We start from the raw sequence: 22,578 nt of genomic DNA, 5'->3' as shown, positions 1-22,578 counted from the left end.
CATTAATGGCGACCCTACGTCGTAGGGGGCGCATTTATGCGCACCTCAGTTACGGAGCAATACCATGTCGGAAACCCTGAAAAACGGTTCAAAGATTAACGCTACGCCGGTGCCGGTGATGGTCGCAGGCTGCGCCATCATCATTACGCGCTGCCTCAGCGTGTTGCTGCTGGCCAACGAACTGGGTTACGACGAACTTGCCAATTTCGTGCATCGCAGCGCGCAAGCCTGGGATTCGACACTGATCTTTATCGCCAGCCAGCTGATTTTCCTGTTTGAACTGCGCTGCGCCTTTACCCTGATGCGCGGCAATAATCGTGGGCGCTGGGGCTATGTCGCGACGCAAATCATTGTGCTGATCTACATGTTGATGGCATCGGTGGGCTGGATCTACCCGGAAATTTTCAGTATCCCTGGCGAAAGCAATGCGCAGATCATTCATCACACGCTGCTGCAAAAGCTGCCGGATGTGCTGGTGTTAGCGCTGCTGTTTGTGCCCGCCAGCAGTCGCGCTTTTTTCCGCCACCGGTGATACAATCGCCCCCCATTTTTTCTCCCGATTTTGAATACAGGCATTTGCATGCATTGCGCGCTTTATGATGCCGGTCGCTGTCGTTCGTGCCAGTGGCTGGAAAAACCCTATCCGCAACAGCTCAACGACAAGCAGTCGCTGCTGGAACAACTGCTGGCTGAGAGGCCGGTAGGCGAATGGCTGCCGCCGGTGCAATCCGCGCAGCAAGGGTTTCGTAATAAAGCCAAAATGGTGGTGAGCGGTAGCGTGGAGCGGCCGATTTTCGGCATGGTGGCGCGCGACGGTGAACCGGTCGATCTCTGCGCTTGTCCGCTCTATCCCGAGAGCTTCAGCGCGGTGTTCACACTACTCAAGCCCTTTATCGCCCGCGCGGGTTTAACGCCGTATAACGTGGCGCGCAAACGCGGTGAGCTGAAGTTCCTGTTGCTGACGGAGAGTACGCAGGGCGGCATGATGCTGCGTTTTGTGCTGCGTTCCACTAGCAAGCTGCAGCAGCTGCGCGATGCCTTGCCGTGTCTGCAACAGCAGCTGCCGCAGCTGAAGGTGATCTCCGCCAATATTCAGCCGGTGCATATGGCGATTCTTGAAGGTGATGAAGAGATTGCGCTGACGCCGGATCAGGCGCTGGCGGAGCGCTTTAATCAGGTCCCGCTCTATATTCGTCCGCAAAGCTTCTTCCAGACCAATCCACAGGTTGCTGCCGATCTCTACGCCACCGCGCGCGATTGGGTCGCGCAGTTGCCGGTTAGCAGCATGTGGGATCTGTTTTGTGGCGTCGGGGGATTTGGCCTGCACTGCGCCACGCCCGAAATGCAGCTGACCGGCATCGAAATCAATGCTAAAGCCATTGCCTGTGCGCAGCAGTCGGCGCAGCAGCTTGGATTAGAAAAAGTGAGTTTTGCCGCGCTGGATTCCACGCAGTTCGCCACGTCGCGGGAAGCGGTGCCGCAGCTGGTGCTGGTGAATCCGCCGCGTCGCGGTATCGGCGCAGAGTTGTGTGCTTATCTCAGTGAGATGGCACCCGATTACATTCTCTATTCCAGCTGCAATCCCACCAGCATGGCGCAGGATATTGCGCGTCTGGCGGAGTATGACGTGAGCCGCGTGCAGCTGTTCGACATGTTCCCGCATACCGCGCATTTTGAAGTGCTGTGTTTGTTAAGCAAGAAGGGCGGAACAGCGTAGCGTTCACCGGAACGGAGGACGTGCAGAACCTGTCTGGCGCCCGCCACGCTATCCCATAATGCTTATTCCGGGAACCACTTATGATTGATTTGCTGCCAGGTGCCGTTGGCTTTCAACGCCACTAACGCGCTGTTCAGCTCGTTGAGCAGCGGCTCATTGCCTTTGCGTACCGCAATGCCTAAACCGGTGCCAAAGAAGTCGGTATCGGTGATGTGCTCGCCGACCGCACCAAGATCCTCATTGGCCTTCAGCCACTGATTCACCACCGCCGTATCACCAAACACGCCATTCAGCCGACCGTTTTTCAGATCGAGAATCGCGTTCTGATAGCTGTCATACGCCACCGCAATCACCTCCGGGTGTTTCTCCAGCAGGTATTTCTGATGCGTGGTGCCGTTCTCAACGCCAACACGTTTGCCTTTCAGCTGGCTGAAGTCGGTGAACTGGCCTTTATGCGCAATCACAATCGCCGAGTTAGCGTAGTAAGGCTGGGTGAAATCGACCTGCTTGCTGCGATCGGCGGTGATATCCATGCCGGAAATGACCGCGTCGTAGCGACGGAATTTCAGCGACGGAATCAGGCTATCGAAGGCGTTGTTGGTGAAAGTGCAATCCGCTTTCATCTGCTGACACAGTGCTTTTGCCAAATCGATATCGAAGCCAACGATTTGGTTGTCGTGATCAAGGGATTCGAACGGGGGATAAGTTGCGGAAGAGGCAAAGCGGATTTTTTCAGCCGCATAAGCATTCATTGCCAGAGTTGCCAGCGCAGCAGCAACGATCCATTTTTTCATTATGTAACTCCTGTAAACCATGCCAGATACGGAACGGGTTACACGATGCCAGTTAATGAATTTATATGCAATATTTTTGCTTATTAATTTAAGTGGAAACAGGCGCCGTTTCAGGCGCCTGTTGTGGTGACATTAGTTGCGGCGCTCAAATGCCAGCGCACGCTTCTCGACCAAACGCATCATCAGCGTTAGCAAGCCGTTAACCACCAGATAGATCAGGCCAGCGGCAGCGTACACCGAGATATCGTAAGTGCGACCATACAGCAGCTGTCCGTGGCCCATCACCTCCATCAGCGTGATGGTGTAAGCCAGCGAGGTGCTCTTGAAGACCAGCACCACTTCGTTGGAGTAGGACGACAGGGCGCGCTTGAAGGCGTACGGCAGCAGGATGCGCAGCGTATCTTTGCGGTTCATGCCGAGTGCCGCGCAGGATTGCCATTGACCAGATGGAATGGCACGCACCGCACCGTAAAACAGCTGGGTGGTGTAAGCCGCACTGTTGAGTGACAGCGCCAGCAGCGCGCACAACCACGGCTGCGACAGCAGATGCCACAACCACGGAATGTTCTGGATGCTGGGGAACTGGCCGGGACCGTAATAGATTAGGAAGATTTGCACCAGCAGCGGCGTGCCAGTGAACAAAGTGATATAGCCTTTCACCAGCCAATTCAGCACCGGCACTTTGAGCGCCAGCACGATGGTGCAGAGTACCGAGAGCACCAAAGCCGCAAACAGCGAAGCCACGGTCAGCGTCAAGCTGGTGTGTAACCCTTTCAGCAGCTCGGGTAAGTAATCCAGCATGCTTAAGCCCCTCGCTCAAAACGCGTGGTGCGCAATTCAATGCGGCGCAGCACGAACTGACTGAACAGCGTGATAATCAGATAGATCGCCGCCGCCACCAGATACCAGGTAAACGGCTCTTGCGTGCGCGTGGCAATGCTTTTGGTTTGCAGCATCAGATCGTTGACGCTGATCAGCGAGACCAGCGCGGTATCCTTCAGCAAAACCAGCCATTGATTGCCCAAACCTGGCAGAGCGTGACGCCACATCTGCGGCATGATCAGGCGCAGGAAAATCGCCGACTTCTTCATGCCCAGCGCCTGGCCCGATTCCCATTGGCCGACCGGAACCGCTTTCAGCGCGCCGCGCAGGGTTTGTGACGCATAGGCGGAATAGAGCATCGCCAGCGCAATCACACCACACAGGAAAGGACTGACGTCGAAGTTTTCAATCTGCACCTGCACCGGAATGTTGAACAGGCCGAGATTGATGTGGAAGCCATCGGAGAGCGTCAGCAGCAGCTGAGATGCGCCGAAATAGATAAACAGTACCACCAGAATTTCCGGCAGCCCTCGAATCAGCGTGACCAGCGCGGTACCGATCCACGCCAGCGGTTTCCAGCGTACCGATTCCCAGCCAGCAAAAATCATCGCCAGCACAAGGCCGGCGATCAGTGCACAAACGGCAAGGCCGACGGTCATACCGGCGGCGCTTGCGAGTGGAATCATTTCATTCATCAGAAATTACTGCTGGAACCATTTGCTATAGATGGTTTTGTAGGTGCCGTCCGCTTTGATCTTCTCCAGCGCCGCATTGAACTTGCCCTGCAGCTCGCTGTTACCCTGACGCACGGCAATCCCTAAACCGGTACCGAAGTAATCTTTGTCCGTCACTTTCTCACCCAGCGGCGCGAGGTTGGCATTCTGCTTCAGCCACTCGTTCACCACCGCGGTGTCACCGAACACGGCGTCGATACGGCCGTTTTTCAGATCCAGCACCGCATTCTGATAGCTGTCGTAAGGCACAACGGTGATGTCGCTGTGCTTGTCAGAGAGATATTTCTGATGCGTGGTGCCGTTCTGCACGCCAACACGTTTGCCTTTCAGCGCGGCCACGTCAGTCATTTTGCCTTTCTGCGCAATGAAAATGGCAGAGTTGTCGTAGTAGGGCTTGGAGAACAGCACTTGCTTCTCACGATCTGGCGTGATGTCCATACCTGCCATCACCGCGTCAAAACGGCGGAACTTCAGGCTGGGAATCAGGCTGTCGAACGCCTGATTAGTGAAGGTGCAGGTCGCATCCATCTCTTTACACAGCGCGTTAGCCAGATCGACATCAAAGCCCTGAATTTTGTTATCAGAGTCGACGAATTCAAACGGAGGATAAGAAGCCTCGGTAGCAAAACGCAGTGTCTGTGCCGCTGAAGCGCTGAGGCTCAGGCCAGCAAGGAGGGCAGCAATTACAACTTTTTTCATTAGAAGCATCCTGACTTAATGCGAAAGATAATTAGCAAACGCGTCGGTTTGCGGCTGTGTAAAGTGGCTGGCATCGCCTTGCTCAACAATGTGACCGTTTTCCATATACACCACGCGGCTGGCGGTTTTACGCGCCACTTCCACTTCGTGCGTGACGATCACTTGTGTGATGTTGGTCTGTGCCAGCTCACGAATAATGCTGACGATCTGGGCGGTGATTTCAGGGTCGAGCGCGGCGGTCGGTTCATCAAACAGCAGCACCTGCGGCTCCATCATCAGTGCACGGGCAATCGCGACGCGCTGCTGCTGTCCACCGGAAAGATGCAGCGGAAAGCGATCGGCGTACGGCGTCAGGCGCAGACGATCCAGCAGCTTTTCAGCACGCGCACGTGCGGCGTCTTTGCTGAGACCGAGCACGCGGCACGGCGCTTCAATCAGGTTTTGCACCACGCTCAGGTGCGGCCACAGATTGTATTGCTGGAATACCATGCCCACGTTCTGCCGCAGCTCGCGAATCGCGCTGTCGGAAGGGGCTTTGGTGAAATCAAACTGGTTGCCGGCAATCTGCAGGCTGCCGGAACGCGGTTGCTCCAGCAAGTTGAGGACGCGCAGGAGCGAACTTTTACCCGCGCCACTCGGGCCGAGCAACACCAGCGTTTCACCCTGCGGACAAGCCAGGTTGATATCGAACAGTGCCTGATGGGCACCGTAAAAACAGTTTATGGCGTTTAGTTGAATACTCATGCGCTAAAAATGAATAGTAATTAGTGTCGCGGATTTTAACGTCACCAGAATAGTTATGCAATTGTGGTGGGTTAATATTTATTTAAGAGCAGTGAAACCTTCAAAGCGTAGCACAATATCGCGCAACTCAAGGTGGATGAGGGCTGGCGCGCGCTATTTAGTTCACAAAATATCAACAAAAAGCGCCGCAAGGATGCGGCGCGCTAATCAATGGTGTTAACTGCGGGAAAAGTGAACGGTTACTTTTTTGCTTCCAGCAGTTGCGTCAGTGAACCGCCGCCAGCGTGGGGCACCTGGCCGACATAACGCACATCATCAACCACCCAGCAAGTGCCTTCATGGATCATCAGCACTTCATCTTTCCAGGTTTTGTTATCGCGGCTCAGCTCAACGCGCAGCGGGATATTGCGCGCATCGCGATTAGGAATGGTGGATGCGCTGGCAACCTCCGCCGAAGTTGGGCCTTGCGCCAGGCTGGAGAAGAGATCGCCTTGGCTCCAGGCCGCCGGTTTCGGGTTTTGGCCGTTGGCGGTAAGCAATTTTTGATAGAGACGATCGCTCAGGTAAGGGCGATATTTCGCCAGCGTGTTGCTGTCTGGCAAACCTTGTGTCGGCTGGCTGACGCGTAAATCGTAGAACTGTTGCGCCACGCTATCCGGACCGCCTTCAACACAGGCCGCGGTGCGCGGACCATTATCCTTAATGACCGGCTCAACGGTGGTACACGCACTCAGCAGCAACGCTGCAGGAATAAGCAGCGCAAAGGCATTGTTTCTCATCTCGATTTCCTTATTGTTCACTGGCAAAGCGCCATTTTTAGCATAGAGTATAGCCTTGCTTTTAAGCGCTACGAGCTGATTCAGAAAAGGAGAACACCATGAAATTTTCTACAACGCCCACGCTGGAAGGACACAGCATCAGTGAATATTGCGGCGTGGTCGCCGGCGAAGCGATTCTCGGCGCCAATATTTTCCGCGATTTCTTCGCCGGCATCCGCGATATCGTCGGTGGCCGTTCTGGCGCCTACGAAAAAGAGTTACGTAAAGCGCGTCAAATCGCCTTCAGCGAGCTGGAGGAGCAGGCCAAAGCGCTCGGCGCCAACGCGGTGGTGGGCATTGATATCGACTATGAAACCGTGGGTAAAGAGGGCAGCATGTTGATGGTGAGCGTCACCGGCACCGCCGTGATCATTCGCTAATGCGCGTGGTGGTTCTGTTGGCGATGGCGCTGTTACTGAGCGCTTGTCAGTCATCAATTGAAGCGCGTCACGGTTATTGGGTCGATACCGCGCATCCGGCGCAGGGCGCGCGACCGCGCATTAAAGTGGTGGTGATTCACTACACCGCCGAGGATTTCTCCCGTTCGCTGGCAACGCTGACCGATCGGGACGTTAGCGCGCATTACCTGATTCCGCAGCATCCGCCGCAGAAAAACGGCAAGGGCGTGGTGTGGCAGCTGGTGCCGGAAAGCCAGCTCGCGTGGCATGCGGGCCCGAGTTTTTGGCGCGGCGCAACGCGCATCAATGACACTTCGATTGGCATTGAAATCGTCAACAGCGGTTATCGCCGCACTTTGACGGGTTTGCAGTGGCAGCCTTTTACGCCGCAGCAAATCAGCGCGCTGATGGCGCTGGTGGAGGACATCACCCAGCGCTACGGCATCGCGCCGGAAAATGTGGTCGGACACAGCGATATCGCGCCGCAGCGTAAGCAGGATCCCGGTCCGCTGTTTCCGTGGCAGCAACTGGCTGAGCAGGGTTTAGGCGCGTGGCCTGAGCAGGCAACGGTGCAGCGTTATCTTAACGGGCGCGCCGCGGATGACGGCGTGGATCAGGCAGAATTGCTGGATGCGCTGCAGCGCTATGGCTACGACGTTGCGGCGGCAACCACGCCGCAGATGCAGCGCAAGCTGATTGCAGCGTTTCAGATGCATTTCCGCCCGCGTGATTATCGCGGCATCGCCGATGCGGAAACCCTGGCGATCGCGCGTGCGTTATTAGCGAAGTACGGTGCGGCGCAGTGATGCGCCGCATTGGTTGCCATACATGGCGCCGGTGTGTTTACTGCTGCAGGAACGCCTGCCAGTGCGCCACCAGCCGTTGCAGATCCTGACGGCTGACATCCAGATGCGTGACAATACGCGTCACGGGCCCGACGCTGATTAACACATCGCCCGACTGCATCCAGCTTTTCAGCGCTTCAACTTTCTCCGTTAGCACTTTCACAAACAGCATGTTGGTGTGCTGATTGATCACCTCAACGCCGATGGCACTGAGCTGCTCGCCTAACCACGCCGCGTTGTCATGATCGTCTTTGAGACGCGCGACATTGTGCTTTAATGCATACAGGCCCGCAGCGGCCAGAATGCCCGACTGACGCATTCCGCCGCCGGTCATTTTGCGCCAGCGCCGCGCTTGCTCAATGTACGCTTCATCGCCACACAGCAGCGAACCAATCGGCGTGCCGAGTCCTTTTGACAGGCAGATGGTTAAGGTGTCGCAGTATCGCGCAATCGCTTCCAACTCAACATTCTGTTCCACCACGGCGTTAAAAATACGCGCGCCATCAATGTGCAACGCCAGCTTCCGCTCGCGGGTGAATGTCCACGCTTGCTCCAGATAGCTCAGCGGCAGCACTTTACCGTGATGGGTGTTTTCCAGGCTCAAGAGACGCGTGCGGGCGAAGTGGAAATCGTCGGGTTTGATGGCGGCGGCGACATCCGCCAGCGGCAGAGAGCCATCTGCGGCATGCAGAATCGGCTGCGGCTGAATGCTGCCGAGCACTGCCGCACCACCGGCTTCATATTTGTAATTGTGCGCCTGCTGACCCACGATATATTCATCACCGCGCTGGCAGTGACACAGCAGCGCTACCAGATTAGCTTGCGTGCCTGTGGGGAAGAACAGGGCGGCGGCTTTGCCGCTCAAGCGTGCGGCTTCGACTTCCAGTGCGTATACGGTGGGGTCATCGCGGTAGACATCATCGCCGGTTTCGGCTGCCATCATGGCATCGAGCATGGCAGCACTCGGGCGGGTTACGGTATCACTGCGTAAATCGATCACGTCGCTCTCCTGAAATAAAAAAGCGGGCAGAGCGCCCGCGTTATCATCATGTTTGGCCTGAATTGTTTTACCTCAGCCAGTTGGTTTTCGCCAGCTCCACTATCTCATCACCACGTCCATTCAGAATGGCGCGCATCATATAGAGGCTAAAACCTTTGGCCTGCTCGGCTTTGATCTGCGGCGGCATCGACAACTCTTCCTTGGCGGTAATCACGTCAAGCAGCACTGGACCGTCATGCGCAAAGGCTTCCTGCAGCGCGCCGTTGAGATCGGAGGCTTTCTCGACGCGAATGCCTTTGATACCGCAGGCGGCGGCGATGGCGGCGAAATCCGGGTTTTCGAGATCGGTGCCGTCAGTCAGGTAGCCGCCGGCTTTCATCTCCATCGCCACAAAGCCCAGCACGCTGTTATTGAAGATCACCAGTTTCACCGGTAGCTTCAGTTGCGCCACCGAAATGAAATCGCCCATCAACATGCTAAAACCACCGTCGCCACACAGCGCCACCACCTGACGCTGCTTGTCCAGCGACTGTGCGCCCAACGCCTGCGGCATGGCGTTGGCCATCGACCCGTGATTGAACGAACCGATTAACCGACGTTTGCCGTTCATCTTCAGATAGCGCGCCGCCCACACGGTTGGTGTGCCGACGTCGCAGGTAAAGATGGCGTCGTCATCGGCATATTCACTGATTTGCTGGGCCAGATATTGCGGATGAATCGCCAGCTTGTCGTTGGCGGTGGCCAATTCGTCCAGCCCTTTACGTGCATCGACATAATGCGCCAGCGCTTTGTCCAGATGCTGGCGATCGGTTTTACTGCTGAGCTGCGGCTGCAGCGCATGCAAGGTGGTTTTAATGTCACCGACCAGCGCCATATCGACATGGCTGTGCGATCCGAGGCTGCCGGGATTGATATCGATCTGAATGATTTTGGCATCGGCCGGATAGAAGGCGCGATAGGGGAACTGCGTCCCCAGCAGCACTAAGGTATCGGCGTTCATCATGGCGTGGAAACCGGAGGAGAAGCCAATCAATCCGGTCATGCCGACATCATAAGGGTTGTCGTATTCGATGTGCTCTTTACCGCGCATCGCATGCACGATTGGTGCTTTCAGCGTTTCTGCCAGCTTCACCACTTCGTCGTGTGCGCCAGCACAACCGCTGCCGCACAGCAGAGTGATATTTTCCGCTGCGTTCAGCGTTTCGGCTAAGGCAGACACTTCGCGGGCGTTAGGCACCACGTGCGGCAACTGCGGCGGATACCATTCGCTGCGTGCGCTTTCCGGCGCCGGCTGCAACGCCACGTCGCCGGGGATCACAATTACCGACACGCCACGATTGAGAATCGCTTTACGCATCGCAATGCCCAGCACCTGCGGCAACTGCTCCGGATTGGAAACCAGCTCGCAATAGTGGCTACATTCGCGGAATAATTCTTGCGGGTGGGTTTCCTGAAAATAGCCGCTACCAATTTCGCTGGAAGGAATGTGGGCGGCGATGGCCAAAACCGGAACGTGATTGCGGTGGCAATCAAACAAGCCGTTGATGAGATGCAGGTTGCCCGGTCCACAGGAACCGGCGCATACCGCCAGTTCGCCGCTGATTTGGGCTTCGGCGCCAGCGGCGAAGGCCGCGACTTCTTCATGGCGCGTCGGCATCCATTCGATGGTGCCCATGCGATTCAGGCTGTCGCTCAGCCCGTTAAGTGAGTCACCGGTGACGCCCCAAATGCGTTTCACGCCGGCGTTTTCCAGGGTTTTTGCCAGCATTGCTGCCACAGTTTGCTTCATCGTTATGCTCCTTTCTGGTGTTGAGCCATCCATGCCGATGGCGAAAACGTGTCAGTCAGAAAGCGTAGACGATGAAGCTGGCGTGCAGCCGTGAAAAAATGCGTTATGCCGAGAACAGGGCAATCAGGATCGGTGCCAGCAAACTCATAATAAAACCGTGCACAATCGCAGCGGGCACGATCTCCATGCCGCCGGTGCGTTGCAGAATCGGCAGGGTGAAATCCATTGAAGTCGCGCCACTCAAGCCCAGCGTCATGCTGCGTTGACGCGTTATCAGCAGCGGAATCAGCATAATGGTGATCAGCTCTCGCAGCAGATCGTTGAAGAAGGCGGCGCTGCCTATCACCGGGCCGAACGATTCGCTCATCAAAATGCCGGAAAGCGAATACCAGCCGAAGCCGCTGGCTAACGCCAGGCCAGTTTTAAGCGGCAGATCTAACAGCAGCGCGGCAATCACGCCGCCCACCAGCGCACTGCACAGCGATACCAGCGCCACCAGCATGCCACGCCGGTTGATGGTGATTTGACGCAGCGTCATGCCGCTGCTGCGCAGCTGAATACCGACCAGCAATAGCATCAGCATCAACGCGTATTCACTGATGGTCGAAGCGTGACGCAGCGGCGCCCACTGACTCAAACCAAGCAGAAAGCCCGCCAGCACCGAACCGCACAGCTTAAGCGATTCCAGCGCCATATGTAGCCTTGACGGCAGCGCTTGAGGTTTGTGCTGATGACGCCACGGCCAGCGCCGCTCCAGCAGCCACAGCGCCAGCAGCGAGCAGGCAAGAATACTCAGCATACTTACCAGCGCGATGTGGAAAATGGCCAGCAGATTGCTGCTCAGGTTATCGAGAAACGCCAGGCTGGTGCCCATAAAGAACAGAATGATGTAGACCAGCGCGCTCAACGTGCGGCCAACCGCGTGTAAAAGTGTGGTGTGCCGTAGCGGCAGCAGATAGCCGAAAATCAGCGGCAAAAGGATGATAATCAATCCGTACATATGAGGTTTCTATCCATGATTGGCGGGCTGCCACGCTAGCGAAAAACGGTTGAAGTGTAAACCTTTTCCCCCGGCGCTGACTTGACCAACGCAGCGTGGCGGACCATGCTCAGGCAAAGCATCGGATGGAATGTATGATGATTCTGGAACATATCGATATTCACGGTTTTCGCGGTATTAACCGGCTGTCATTGCCGTTGACCAACACAAATTTGCTGATTGGGGAAAATGCCTGGGGTAAATCGAGCCTACTCGATGCCTTAACGCTGTTGCTGGCACCCGCCGCCGAACCCTATCAATTCACTGAACACGACTTCCACTTTCCTCCCGGCGATATTGATGCCCGCATGCGTCAGTTGCAGCTGGTATTTCGTTTTCGCGCTCAGAGCGATGATGAAAGCGCGTTGTTTCAGCCCTTCTGGCTGCACGATGAGCACGGCCGCTATATTCGCTTTAGCACTCGCGCTAAGCGTCAGGATCAGGGTGTAAAAACCACCTGGCGTTTCATCGATCAACATAACGATGTGTTGCCGCTGGCGGGCACCGACGCGGCGCTGGCACATCTGCGCGCTTTTTATCCGGTATTGCGTTTACGCGATGCGCGTTTTGGCCGTCGTAACCGCCATGCTGACAGCGATGTGGAACGCCGCGCGACGACGCTGACGGCACTGGCACAGGAAGTGGAAAATCTGACGCGTGATTTGGTGGTGCGGCCACAAATGCTAAGCGACGATCTGTTGCGTCAGGGGTTGCACACCATGCAGCAGCTGCTGGAACACTATTTTCTGGTGCAGCAGTCAGGCAGTAGCGCGCCGCGCGTGGCACCGGAAGTTCGTGATGGCAGCGAAGGTTGGCGATCGCTGGATAAACTAAACCACCTGATTGCCGGTACGGAATCGCGCAGTCGTCAGGTGATTTTGCTGCGTATGTTCTCGCTGTTGATTCAGGCGCACGGCAACGAACCGCTGCCGGCGGGCGCGCATCCGCTGCTGTTGGTGGAGGATCCAGAAACGCGGCTGCATCCCATCATGCTGTCGGTGGCGTGGAATTTACTGGAGCTGATGCCGCTGCAAAAAATCGCCACCACCAACTCGGGCGAACTGTTATCGCAGGTGCCGCTGGAGAATATCTGTCGGCTGGTGCGCGAACCTGCGCGCGTGGCGGCATGGCGTATTGGGCCCGAAGGTTTAAGTGCTGAAGAGAGCCGCCGTATCGGTTTCCACATCCGGGTGAATCGTCCTTCAGCACTGTTTGCCCGCTGCTGGCTGCTGGTGGAAGGCGAAACCGAAGTGTGGATTATCAATGAGCTGGCGCGGCAGCGTGGCTATCACTTCGCCGCAGAAGGGGTGAAAGTGATTGAGTTTGCGCAATCGGGTTTGAAACCGCTGCTGAAGTTTGCCCAACGCATGGGCATCGCCTGGCATGTGCTGACCGATGGCGACCAGGCGGGCAGCAAATATGCGGCTACCGCCCGCAGTCAGCTGCCATCAGCGGCGCGGGAAAGCGATCATCTCACGCAATTTCCGGCACCGGATATCGAACATTTTCTCTACAAGCAGGGTTTCAGCGATGTTTATCACCAGACGGCGCACCTGCCGTTAAACGCGCCGATGAATACGCGGCGTATTATTAGTAAAGCCATTCAGCACAGCTCGAAACCTGAGCTGGCGATTGCCGTCGCGATGGTTGCGGCTGAACGCGGGCCACAGGCGATTCCGCCGTTGCTGGATCAGCTGTTTGCGCACGTGATGTGGTTGGCGCGCGGTCGGGCGGATTGAGGAAAGGGTAAGATGCGCCAAATAAAAATGCCAGCGTCTGCGGCTGGCATTTTTTTTCGGGAGTGGTCAGAATATGTGAAACAGCATGCGCGTTAAGCGACCGCGGCTTGCGTGGCTTCACAGGGCACGATCAGGCTGGCATGATTGCCTTTTGGTCCTTCATGGACATCAAACTGAACCTGCTGGCCAGCTTTCAGCGTTCTGTATCCCTCCATCTGAATCGTGGAGTAGTGTGCGAAGATATCGTCGCCGCCGCTAATCGGACAGATAAACCCGAAGCCTTTGGCGTTGTTGAACCATTTTACTGTACCCGTCTCCATGCTTTTACTTCCCTCGCAAGACATTTTGATAAGTAGGTGAGGTCATTGAAGCTGTGAGTCGAGTTTGTTTAAAACTCAATCAGCTTGTGTTAGTAGAATGTAGAGAAACGGACCTTATCGTCAAGCAAACGGCCCTGGCGGACGCGGATAAATTCATCAAAATTTGAGGCAGTTAACGCTATTGCAAATTTTGTGATACAGGTCGCGCATGTGCTTTTAGGGCCAGTTTTTATCAACTGAAAACCGGCTTGACAGGCATGTTAAACTCTAGGATTGGGCGCAGAGATGTGCACAACCGTAACGCAGAATTTCGACGGAACATTATGGCAAACACAAACGACTGGCTTAATTTTGAACATCTAGCCGAAGATAAAGTACGCGAAGGGTTAAAGCCGCCTTCAATGTATAAAGTCATTCTCAATAATGACGATTATACACCTATGGAATTTGTTATTGACGTTCTGCAAAAGTTCTTTTCTTATGATATTGAACGTGCAACGCAGCTGATGTTGAAAGTTCACTACCATGGAAAAGCAATCTGTGGTGTATTCACTGCAGAAGTGGCGGAGACCAAAGTAGCCCAGGTGAACAATTACGCACGAGATAATGAACATCCGTTGCTGTGTACGCTAGAAAAAGCCTGAAGCCATCTCCATATAGGAGATAGGTTGTCAGAGCGATAATTGGGGGAGGTGCCAAATGCTCAATCAAGAACTGGAACTCAGTTTAAATATGGCTTTCGCCAGAGCGCGCGAGCACCGTCATGAGTTTATGACCGTCGAGCATCTGTTGCTGGCATTGCTCAGTAACCCGTCGGCCAGAGAGGCACTGGAAGCCTGCTCGGTGGATATCGTGGCTCTGCGTCAGGAACTCGAAGCCTTCATCGAACAAACCACGCCGGTGCTGCCTGCCAGTGAAGAGGAGCGCGATACCCAACCTACGCTCAGCTTCCAGCGCGTGTTGCAGCGTGCGGTATTCCATGTCCAGTCTTCCGGTCGCAGCGAAGTCGCAGGTGCGAACGTGCTGGTCGCGATTTTTAGCGAGCAGGAGTCGCAAGCGGCTTATCTGCTGCGCAAACACGAAGTGAGCCGCCTCGATGTGGTGAACTTCATCTCCCATGGTACGCGTAAAGACGAACCCGGCCAGCCGCAGAACAATGCGGAGAATCCGGTTAACGAAGAGCAAGCAGGCGGGGAGGATCGTATGGAAAACTTCACCACCAATCTTAATCAGCTTGCTCGTGTCGGCGGAATTGATCCGCTGATCGGCCGCGATAAAGAGCTGGAACGTACTGTTCAGGTATTATGCCGTCGTCGTAAGAACAACCCGCTGCTGGTAGGCGAATCGGGCGTGGGTAAAACCGCGATTGCTGAAGGACTTGCCTGGCGCATTGTGCAGGGCGACGTACCGGAAGTGATGAAAGAGTGCACCATCTATTCACTCGACATCGGTTCGCTGCTGGCGGGTACCAAATACCGTGGTGATTTTGAAAAACGTTTCAAAGCGCTGCTAAAACAGCTGGAACAGGACAGTAACAGCATCCTGTTTATTGATGAAATTCATACCATTATCGGTGCCGGTGCGGCATCGGGTGGCCAGGTCGATGCGGCAAACTTGATCAAACCGTTGCTCTCCAGCGGTAAAATCCGCGTGATGGGTTCAACCACGTATCAGGAGTTCAGCAATATCTTTGAGAAGGATCGTGCGCTGGCGCGTCGTTTCCAGAAGATCGATATTACCGAGCCTTCTGTGGAAGAGACCGTGCAGATTCTTAATGGGCTGAAGCCGAAGTACGAAGCGCACCATGATGTGCGTTATACCGCGAAAGCGGTACGTGCGGCGGTGGAGCTGGCGGTGAAATATATCAACGATCGCCATCTGCCGGATAAAGCCATTGACGTGATCGACGAAGCCGGTGCGCGTGCGCGTCTGGTGCCGGTCAGTAAGCGTAAGAAAACCGTCAACGTTTCGGATATCGAAACGGTGGTGGCGCGCATTGCGCGTATTCCTGAGCAGAGCGTGTCAGCAACCGATCGCGATACGCTGAAAAATCTCGGCGATCGTCTGAAGATGCTGGTGTTTGGTCAGGATAATGCGATTGAAGCACTGACTGAAGCGATCAAGATGAGTCGTGCAGGTTTGGGTCAGGATCGTAAACCGGTTGGTTCCTTCCTGTTTGCGGGCCCAACCGGTGTTGGTAAAACAGAAGTTACTGTCCAGTTAGCGAAAGCGCTGGGTATCGAGCTGCTGCGTTTCGATATGTCTGAGTATATGGAACGTCACACCGTCAGCCGTTTGATTGGTGCGCCTCCGGGTTACGTTGGTTTTGATCAGGGCGGTTTGCTGACCGATGCGGTAATCAAACATCCGCACGCTGTGGTGCTGTTGGATGAAATCGAGAAAGCGCACCCGGATGTCTTCAACCTGCTGCTGCAGGTGATGGACAACGGTATGTTGACCGATAACAACGGCCGCAAAGCAGACTTCCGTAACGTGGTGCTGGTGATGACCACCAACGCTGGTGTGCGTGAGACTGAACGTAAGTCGATTGGCCTGATTCATCAGGACAACAGTACCGACGCGATGGAAGAGATCAAAAAGATCTTTACGCCAGAGTTCCGTAACCGCCTCGACAACATTATCTGGTTCCGTCACCTGTCTCAGGAAGTGATTCATCAGGTCGTGGATAAGTTTATCGTCGAGTTGCAGGCTCAGCTGGATGCGAAGGGCGTATCACTGGAAGTTAGCGATGACGCGCGCGATTGGCTGGCTGATAAAGGTTATGACAAAGCGATGGGTGCACGTCCGATGGCACGTGCCGTACAGGAAAATTTGAAGAAACCGTTGGCGAATGAACTGCTGTTTGGTTCACTGGTTGATGGTGGATCGGTATCAGTAGCGCTGGATAAAGATAAAAACCAGCTTACTTACCACTTCCTGAGTGCGGAGAAACGTAAAACCGAAGGTACTGTGCACTAAGCGAAATGCAGATATGAAAAAGGCCGGATGCGAATCCGGCCTTTTTTTCGCGCTATGTAAATATAACCATCGCGAGATGTGAATATTTACTTAGCGACTACGGAAGACAATGCGGCCTTTGCTCAGGTCGTACGGGGTCAACTCGACAGTCACTTTGTCGCCCGTCAGGATGCGGATGTAGTTTTTGCGCATTTTACCGGAGATATGAGCGGTAACCACGTGCCCGTTTTCAAGCTCTACGCGGAACATGGTGTTCGGTAACGTATCCAGTACGGTACCTTGCATTTCAATATTGTCTTCTTTGGCCATCGAATCCTCTGGGTGTACTACCAAACTGTTGAACCGGCAAGATAATGCCGAATTCCATGATTTATGTAAAGAACCGTTGATGATTTTGCCAACGCTTCGCCGTGCGTCGCGCCGTTGCGCGTGCAGTACGGATAAATTAGGGTGTTTTTTGACGTCTGCGGGGGATTAGCGGGCTAAGAATCTGTAGCAATCGGCATCAGTTGCACAATCAAAACAGCTTCGGGAAATGTGTGAGATTCCCAACCTGGCAATTCCGGCTCGCCACAGCGAAGCGCGGACGACATACCAAACTCGCTTATTGTATCACTTTTGTCGGGAATTGTGTGCAAAACATCGGTGACCGATGTCAAAAAAGGGTTTGTGTTTGCCAGCAACTCTCGGAAACCGGTTGCCACGCCAGTGTTTGCACGTACTGTAGATAATCGACGCGAGGAATTTCAACCGCACCAAGGGAAGCGGTATGCGGGTTCAGCACCTGACAATCAATCAGCCGGCCCTGATGCGCGAGAAAATGTTGCGCAAAAACCCAGAGCGCGGTTTTCGAGGCATTTTCCTGACGGCTAAACATCGATTCACCGCAAAAAATTTGCCCCAGCGCCAGGCCATACATCCCACCGACCAGTTGCTGATCGCACCAGACTTCGATCGAATGGGCATGACCCAATTCATACAATCGCAACCACGCCCGTTTCACTTCAAACGTAATCCACGTGCCTTCCTGTCGACCACTGGCACAGCCTTCCAGCACCTGCGGAAACGCATGATTCATGGTGACGCGATACGGTGAGCGCTTATGGAAGCGCGCCATACTGCGGCTGAGATGGAAGGATTCGGGCAGCATTACCGCACGGGGATCCGGCGACCACCAAAGAATCGGATCGCCCGGAGAAAACCACGGGAAAATGCCACGCTGATAAGCATTCATCAGGCGAGCAGGGGAGAGATCGCCGCCCATCGCCAATAATCCATTGGGCTCGCGCAGCGCCATTTCCGGTGGTGGGAAATTTAATGAATCTCGTGAAAGCTGTATCAGTCTCATTGCGTCAATCACACTCAGGGCTGTTGGCTAAGACTATAGCGTAAAGCGCTGATGGAAACGCCAGTAGCGGCCTGCTTTTGAGATTAATTCGGCGTGCGAACCGGATTCAATAATCTGTCCCTGATCCATAACGCAAATACGGTCCATGGCATCCAAACCGCTTAAGCGATGCGTCACCATAATCAGCGTTTTACCGCGGGTGACGTGCTGCAATAGCGTCAGAATCTGCTGCTCGGTGCTGGCATCCAGACCTTCAGTGGGTTCATCCAGCAGCCACAAATCGCCATCGTGCAGCAGGGCGCGCGCTATTGCCAGACGACGCAGTTCACCGCCGGATAATGCTCGACCGCCATCGCCCATCCATGCGTTCAATCCTTCGTTGTGTTTGGCCAGATGAACCAGACCGACCTTGTATAATGCATCAACCAGTTGCTCATCGCTGGCATCAGGTTTTGCCAGCAACAAATTGTCGCGTAGCGTTTGGCTAAACAGATGTACGCGCTGTGTTACCACGCTAATGCGGCTGCGCAGCGAAGCTTCATCCCATAAAGCGATATCGATGTCGATGAGACTTATCGAACCTTGTTGCGCTTCCCAACCTCGGGTAATCAGCGCCAGCAGGCTGGATTTGCCGCAGCCGGTTGGACCGAGCAGCGCCAGATGTTCGCCTGCATTTAGCGATAGAGAGAAATGCTGCAACACCGGTTCAGGACGCTGCGGATAGCTGAAACTGATGTTTTCCATTTTCAGGTTAATACCTGAAGCACTACTGATTTTAGCGTGAGGAAAATGTATCGCAGCGGGCTGTTCAATGATTTCCTGTACCCGCTTAGCGGCGCTGGCCACCTGCGACAGTGGCAGAAACGCACCGGCAACCGGGGTCAGCGCTTCAAATGCCGCCAGTCCGCAAAACACAAACAGCGCGATAAATGCGCCTGGTGTACTGTTTCCCCCCACGCCATTGGCGGAAATCCATAACAACAGCGTCACCGTCGTGCCGCTGATGACCAGTAGCAGGCTTTGCGCCAGCGCCTGCAGGCGATGTTGCCTGCGTTGCGCCTGTTGCCAGTTAAGTTCTTCTTTATCAAGCTGGGCTCGCCACAGATGTGCAGCGCCATAAATTTTCAGCTCAGACAGGCCGGTAATCCAGTGCGTCAACTGCATGCGCCAGCTGGCCTGATGCTGGGCAATCTGGTGTCCGGCTGAAGTGCCAATCCGCCAGAACAGCGGCGGCATGAGCAACAGCGTCAGTAGCATAATGCCGCCGAGCAGCAAAGCTAAGGGTACATCCAGTAGCGCCAAACCGCAGGTGACCACCACAATCACTACGGCTGCGCCAATTAACGGCGAGAGCACACGCAGGTAGAGATGATCGAGTGTATCGACGTCGCTGACAAAGCGGTTGAGTAATTCACCCTGACGAAAACGAGCCAGCTGTTCTGGCGCGAGGGTGATAAGTTTGCCAAAGGTAAACACGCGCAAATGTTGCAGCACACGGAAGGTGGCATCGTGACTCACCAGGCGCTCAAAATAACGCGCAGCCGTGCGGGTTATCGCTGCGCCGCGCACGCCGGCAGCGGGCAGCATGTAGTTGAACGTGTAAAGTCCTGTTACGCCCGCCAGTGAAGAGGCGGCGAGGAACCAGCCGGATAAGGTCAGCAGTCCAATACTGGCAAGCAAGGTGACGATGGCAAGAACAACGCCAAGCCCTAAACGCCATGGATGACGGCTAAAAAGACGCAGGAAAGGCAATAAATTGTTCATTATGCGATCTCCTTTTGACGATGCTGCGCCATTTCGCGCAGTGGTCCATCTTGTTCAATCAGCTCCTGCCAATGACCTTGTTGCACCAGTTGCCCCGCCTGCATCACCCACACTTCATCCCAACTCGCGAGCTCGTTAAGTTGGTGCGTGATCATCAGCGTGGTTTGCTGAGTGGCTGCTTGTTGCAAGGCATTGATGACATGCTGCTCGCTCTGACTATCCAGTCCGGAACCGGGCTCATCAAGCAGCAGCAGTTGTGCGGGTTTAAGCAAGGCACGCGCTACGGCGATACGCTGCGCCTGCCCAACGGAAAGGCCCACGCCACCATCGCCTAAAACGGTTTCTAATCCTTGTGGCAGACGATCTAAAAACTCATCAACGCCCGCGCGTTGTAGAACCGACATGAGCGTAGCGTCATCAATGCGGCTATTGAGCAGCAGATTTTCACGCAGCGTTTGCGCGGGTAAATGGGGATTTTGGCCAACCCAGGCGATATGTTTTTGCCAGCTATCACGGCTAATATCGCGGAGCTCCTGTCCATTGACCTGCAGCGAACCATGATAAGGCAGGAAACCCAGTAAGACGTTCATTAGCGCGGTTTTCCCTGCGCCGCTTTGTCCTACCAACGCCACGCGTTTACCGGCGCTGAGAGTAAAATTCAGCGATTGAGACAGCGCTTCACCGCTGGCGGTCATTACCACCAGATCCTGCGCATGAAGGTGTAGCGGTGCCGTGAGGGAAAGCTCGCGAGAAGCGTGTTCTAAGGTTGGGTCGGGACTTTCACGGAGAAACTGGTCCAGCGCATCAGCTCCGCCAATCGCTTGCGCTTTGGCGTGATAAAAGGTGCCTAAGTCACGTAACGGCTGGAAAAATTCAGGCGCCAGAATTAAGGCCAGGAAACCGGCAAACAGGGTTACGCCGGTGCTGTAATGACCAAAATTCAGTTCGCCAAGGTAAGAGAAACCGAAGTAGACCGCGACGACAGCAATCGCCAGTGAGGCAAAAAACTCCAGCACGGCGGAAGAGAGAAATGCCAGGCGCAACACTTCCATGGTGCGCTGACGGAAATCGGTGGTGCTGGCGGCAATTGCCTCTTGCTCTGCCGCGCCGCGATAGAACAGGCGCAACGTTTCACGTCCACGCAGACGATCGTAAAAATCACCGCTCAGCCTTGCGAGAGCAACAAAGTTGCGGCGGTTGGCATCCGCCGCGCCCATACCAACCATCGCCATAAACAGAGGAATCAGTGGCGCGGTCACCAGCAGAATCAATCCTGCCGCCCAGTTAATCGGGAAAATGGCGATCAAAATAGCTAACGGAATGAAGACAGCTAGCGACATTTGTGGCAAATAGCGCGCGTAGTATTCCTGCATCTCTTCGATCTGTTCGAGCAGCAGCGTAGCCCAGCTGCCTGCGGGTTTACCCTGAATCCAGGCGGGACCGAGCACATTGAGGCGATCCAGAACCTGCTGACGCAGCGTACGGCGAATGGCGACGCCAGCGCGATGTCCTGCCATTTCGCGGGCGTAATGCAATCCAGCACGTAAGACAAAGCACAGCAGCATCAACAGAAAATCGGTGAGCAGTGAGGCGCGAGGTTGTTGCGCGACCAGCAGATTTTGCAGCAGTGAAGCCAGTAACCAGGCTTGGGCGATAATGACCAGTGCGCCAGCAAAACCCAACAGCGAGGCCACACGCAAGTTGCGTGCACCGTGATGACGTTGCTGACGGAGCCAGCGGAGAAGCTCTTGTTGCCGTGATTTGTTCATGCGATGCCGTTTGGTAACTCAAAAGAGATGTGAATCCCGGATGAAAACCCAGCAATGTCGGGCGCGTGAACTGTAGCACGCAGGTAACAAAAAAGGCGACCAAAACTGGCCGCCTTTAGGCGATTATGATCAGGTTATTAACAACTTACTTATCGTTTTTAACCAGTCCATCAAGGAAGCGTTCCGCATCCAGCGCAGCCATACAGCCGGTACCGGCAGAGGTAATGGCCTGGCGATAAATATGATCCATCACATCGCCGGCAGCGAACACGCCTGGGATGCTGGTTTGAGTGGCGTTACCATGCAAACCAGACTGCACTTTGATGTAGCCATTTTCTAAATCCAGCTGACCGTCAAAGATTGCGGTATTTGGACTGTGGCCGATAGCGACAAACAGACCCGCGACATCGAGTGATTCCGCCGCTTCACCTTTGGTAGAAAGCAGTTTCAAGCCTGTCACGCCCATTTGATCGCCGACCACTTCGTCCAGCGTGCGGTCGGTGTGCAGCACGATGTTGCCATTGCGCACTTTTTCCATCAGACGGTCGATGAGGATTTTCTCCGCGCGGAAGCTGTCGCGACGGTGAATCAGATGCACTTCAGCGGCAATGTTAGCCAGGTAAAGTGCTTCCTCAACGGCAGTGTTACCTCCACCAATCACGGCAACTTTCTGGTTGCGGTAGAAGAAACCATCACAGGTCGCGCAAGCAGATACGCCTTTGCCTTTGAACGCTTCTTCTGATGGCAGACCGAGATAACGCGCTGAGGCGCCAGTTGCGATGATCAAGGCATCTGCAGTGTATTCACCGCTGTCGCCGACCAGACGGAACGGACGGTTCTGCAAATCGACAGTATGAATGTGGTCAAAAATGATCTCGGTGTTGAATTTCTCAGCATGCTCTTGCATGCGTTCCATCAACGCGGGACCGGTCAGATCGTTTGCATCGCCTGGCCAGTTCTCCACTTCGGTGGTGGTGGTAAGCTGACCCCCTTTTTCCAGACCGGTGATTAATACCGGATTCAGGTTAGCGCGCGCTGCATATACCGCAGCAGTGTAACCGGCAGGGCCGGAGCCCAGAATGAGCAGCTTACTGTGTTTGGCCGTACTCATGCGTTCCTCAATTTTTCTGACAACATAGTTTTTGATTGTAGGGAAATTAACGTCGCAAAAAAAGGCTTCAGCAATTTTGTTAACAATCTCTGCGAGCGGCGTAGACGATGAGTGTAAATTTTGCACGCGCGTTGCGCCAAAAGGGGGCA

22 protein-coding genes are annotated in these 22,578 nt (G+C 54.8%); 7 read left to right on the top strand and 15 right to left on the bottom strand.

Annotation, left to right across the window (positions count from 1 at the left end; genetic code table 11):
* Positions 1 to 64 precede the first annotated feature (64 nt).
* Both PanJK_RS03760 and rlmC read left to right on the top strand, forming a co-directional pair.
* Complete coding sequence (locus PanJK_RS03760) at positions 65 to 532, top strand: YbjO family protein (RefSeq protein ID WP_265297184.1); 468 nt, start codon at positions 65 to 67, stop codon at positions 530 to 532.
* A 48-nt stretch (positions 533 to 580) separates the two neighbouring features.
* Positions 581 to 1,717, top strand: a complete 1,137-nt coding sequence (gene rlmC / locus PanJK_RS03755) for a 23S rRNA (uracil(747)-C(5))-methyltransferase RlmC (RefSeq protein ID WP_265297182.1) — start codon at positions 581 to 583, stop codon at positions 1,715 to 1,717.
* 62 nt (positions 1,718 to 1,779) lie between these two features.
* Here the strand turns inward: rlmC and artJ (PanJK_RS03750) are convergent, their stop codons facing one another.
* The 6 genes from artJ (PanJK_RS03750) to PanJK_RS03725 all read right to left on the bottom strand — a co-directional run bounded on the left by artJ (PanJK_RS03750) (position 1,780) and on the right by PanJK_RS03725 (position 6,289).
* The gene (gene artJ, locus PanJK_RS03750) at positions 1,780 to 2,511 is read right to left on the bottom strand and encodes an arginine ABC transporter substrate-binding protein (RefSeq protein WP_265297181.1); all 732 of its coding nucleotides are present in this window, start codon (positions 2,509 to 2,511) and stop codon (positions 1,780 to 1,782) included.
* 132 nt (positions 2,512 to 2,643) lie between these two features.
* Complete coding sequence (gene artM, locus PanJK_RS03745; RefSeq protein ID WP_256696070.1) at positions 2,644 to 3,312, bottom strand: arginine ABC transporter permease ArtM; 669 nt, start codon at positions 3,310 to 3,312, stop codon at positions 2,644 to 2,646.
* 2 nt (positions 3,313 to 3,314) lie between these two features.
* Complete coding sequence (artQ, locus tag PanJK_RS03740) at positions 3,315 to 4,028, bottom strand: arginine ABC transporter permease ArtQ (protein ID WP_061717169.1); 714 nt, start codon at positions 4,026 to 4,028, stop codon at positions 3,315 to 3,317.
* 6 nt (positions 4,029 to 4,034) lie between these two features.
* Positions 4,035 to 4,766 carry an arginine ABC transporter substrate-binding protein gene (gene artJ / locus PanJK_RS03735; RefSeq protein ID WP_265297180.1) on the bottom strand — a complete coding sequence of 244 codons (732 nt, stop codon included), beginning with the start codon at positions 4,764 to 4,766 and terminating at the stop codon, positions 4,035 to 4,037.
* Positions 4,767 to 4,781: 15 nt separating this feature from the next.
* A complete protein-coding gene (gene artP / locus PanJK_RS03730) occupies positions 4,782 to 5,510 on the bottom strand; it encodes an arginine ABC transporter ATP-binding protein ArtP (RefSeq protein WP_008102444.1) in 729 nt (242 codons plus the stop codon).
* 239 nt (positions 5,511 to 5,749) lie between these two features.
* On the bottom strand, positions 5,750 to 6,289 hold the full coding sequence (locus PanJK_RS03725) for a lipoprotein (RefSeq protein ID WP_256696072.1): 540 nt from the start codon (positions 6,287 to 6,289) through the stop codon (positions 5,750 to 5,752).
* A gap of 98 nt (positions 6,290 to 6,387) precedes the next feature.
* Between PanJK_RS03725 and PanJK_RS03720 the strand changes: the two genes are divergently transcribed.
* Complete coding sequence (locus tag PanJK_RS03720; RefSeq protein WP_256696073.1) at positions 6,388 to 6,708, top strand: heavy metal-binding domain-containing protein; 321 nt, start codon at positions 6,388 to 6,390, stop codon at positions 6,706 to 6,708.
* Positions 6,708 to 7,532 carry an N-acetylmuramoyl-L-alanine amidase gene (locus PanJK_RS03715; RefSeq protein WP_265297179.1) on the top strand — a complete coding sequence of 275 codons (825 nt, stop codon included), beginning with the start codon at positions 6,708 to 6,710 and terminating at the stop codon, positions 7,530 to 7,532. Before PanJK_RS03720 ends, PanJK_RS03715 begins: the two co-directional genes overlap by 1 nt.
* Positions 7,533 to 7,569: 37 nt before the next feature.
* Here PanJK_RS03715 and ltaE read toward each other — a convergent pair whose 3' ends face one another.
* The 3 genes from ltaE to PanJK_RS03700 form a co-directional block, all read right to left on the bottom strand.
* Positions 7,570 to 8,571 (bottom strand): low-specificity L-threonine aldolase, encoded by a 1,002-nt coding sequence (gene ltaE, locus PanJK_RS03710; protein ID WP_265297178.1) that lies wholly within the window; start codon positions 8,569 to 8,571, stop codon positions 7,570 to 7,572.
* 67 nt (positions 8,572 to 8,638) lie between these two features.
* Entirely contained in the window at positions 8,639 to 10,360 is a 1,722-nt protein-coding gene (poxB, locus tag PanJK_RS03705) for a ubiquinone-dependent pyruvate dehydrogenase (RefSeq protein WP_265297177.1), read from the bottom strand.
* A gap of 103 nt (positions 10,361 to 10,463) precedes the next feature.
* Positions 10,464 to 11,360 carry a lysine exporter LysO family protein gene (locus PanJK_RS03700; RefSeq protein ID WP_256696077.1) on the bottom strand — a complete coding sequence of 299 codons (897 nt, stop codon included), beginning with the start codon at positions 11,358 to 11,360 and terminating at the stop codon, positions 10,464 to 10,466.
* Positions 11,361 to 11,497: 137 nt separating this feature from the next.
* Between PanJK_RS03700 and PanJK_RS03695 the strand changes: the two genes are divergently transcribed.
* Positions 11,498 to 13,138 (top strand): ATP-dependent nuclease, encoded by a 1,641-nt coding sequence (locus PanJK_RS03695; protein ID WP_265297443.1) that lies wholly within the window; start codon positions 11,498 to 11,500, stop codon positions 13,136 to 13,138.
* A 92-nt stretch (positions 13,139 to 13,230) separates the two neighbouring features.
* Here PanJK_RS03695 and cspD read toward each other — a convergent pair whose 3' ends face one another.
* Positions 13,231 to 13,458, bottom strand: coding sequence for a cold shock-like protein CspD (cspD, locus tag PanJK_RS03690; RefSeq protein WP_007887624.1), 228 nt, complete (start codon positions 13,456 to 13,458; stop codon positions 13,231 to 13,233).
* Between the two features lie 323 nt (positions 13,459 to 13,781).
* Here cspD and clpS point away from each other — a divergent pair, with 323 nt between their 5' ends.
* Both clpS and clpA read left to right on the top strand, forming a co-directional pair.
* Positions 13,782 to 14,102, top strand: a complete 321-nt coding sequence (gene clpS / locus PanJK_RS03685; RefSeq protein WP_007887621.1) for an ATP-dependent Clp protease adapter ClpS — start codon at positions 13,782 to 13,784, stop codon at positions 14,100 to 14,102.
* A 55-nt stretch (positions 14,103 to 14,157) separates the two neighbouring features.
* Positions 14,158 to 16,437 (top strand): ATP-dependent Clp protease ATP-binding subunit ClpA, encoded by a 2,280-nt coding sequence (clpA, locus tag PanJK_RS03680; protein ID WP_008102430.1) that lies wholly within the window; start codon positions 14,158 to 14,160, stop codon positions 16,435 to 16,437.
* A 90-nt stretch (positions 16,438 to 16,527) separates the two neighbouring features.
* Here clpA and infA read toward each other — a convergent pair whose 3' ends face one another.
* From infA to trxB, 5 genes are all read right to left on the bottom strand, one after another.
* The gene (infA, locus tag PanJK_RS03675) at positions 16,528 to 16,746 is read right to left on the bottom strand and encodes a translation initiation factor IF-1 (protein WP_002211347.1); all 219 of its coding nucleotides are present in this window, start codon (positions 16,744 to 16,746) and stop codon (positions 16,528 to 16,530) included.
* 346 nt (positions 16,747 to 17,092) lie between these two features.
* On the bottom strand, positions 17,093 to 17,785 hold the full coding sequence (aat, locus tag PanJK_RS03670) for a leucyl/phenylalanyl-tRNA--protein transferase (protein ID WP_036647907.1): 693 nt from the start codon (positions 17,783 to 17,785) through the stop codon (positions 17,093 to 17,095).
* Positions 17,786 to 17,818: 33 nt separating this feature from the next.
* Entirely contained in the window at positions 17,819 to 19,549 is a 1,731-nt protein-coding gene (gene cydC / locus PanJK_RS03665) for a heme ABC transporter ATP-binding protein/permease CydC (protein WP_265297175.1), read from the bottom strand.
* Complete coding sequence (gene cydD / locus PanJK_RS03660) at positions 19,549 to 21,318, bottom strand: heme ABC transporter permease/ATP-binding protein CydD (RefSeq protein ID WP_265297174.1); 1,770 nt, start codon at positions 21,316 to 21,318, stop codon at positions 19,549 to 19,551. The genes cydC and cydD overlap by 1 nt, the downstream gene beginning before the upstream one ends.
* Positions 21,319 to 21,463: 145 nt before the next feature.
* The gene (gene trxB, locus PanJK_RS03655) at positions 21,464 to 22,429 is read right to left on the bottom strand and encodes a thioredoxin-disulfide reductase (protein WP_061717155.1); all 966 of its coding nucleotides are present in this window, start codon (positions 22,427 to 22,429) and stop codon (positions 21,464 to 21,466) included.
* Positions 22,430 to 22,578: the final 149 nt, after the last annotated feature.

It is taken from the genome of Pantoea sp. JK (genome assembly GCF_026130245.1).
GTDB classification, from domain to species: domain Bacteria; phylum Pseudomonadota; class Gammaproteobacteria; order Enterobacterales; family Enterobacteriaceae; genus Pantoea; species Pantoea trifolii.
Note: the sequence above shows the minus strand (reverse complement) of the source record. Positions and strands in the feature narration are given on the sequence as shown.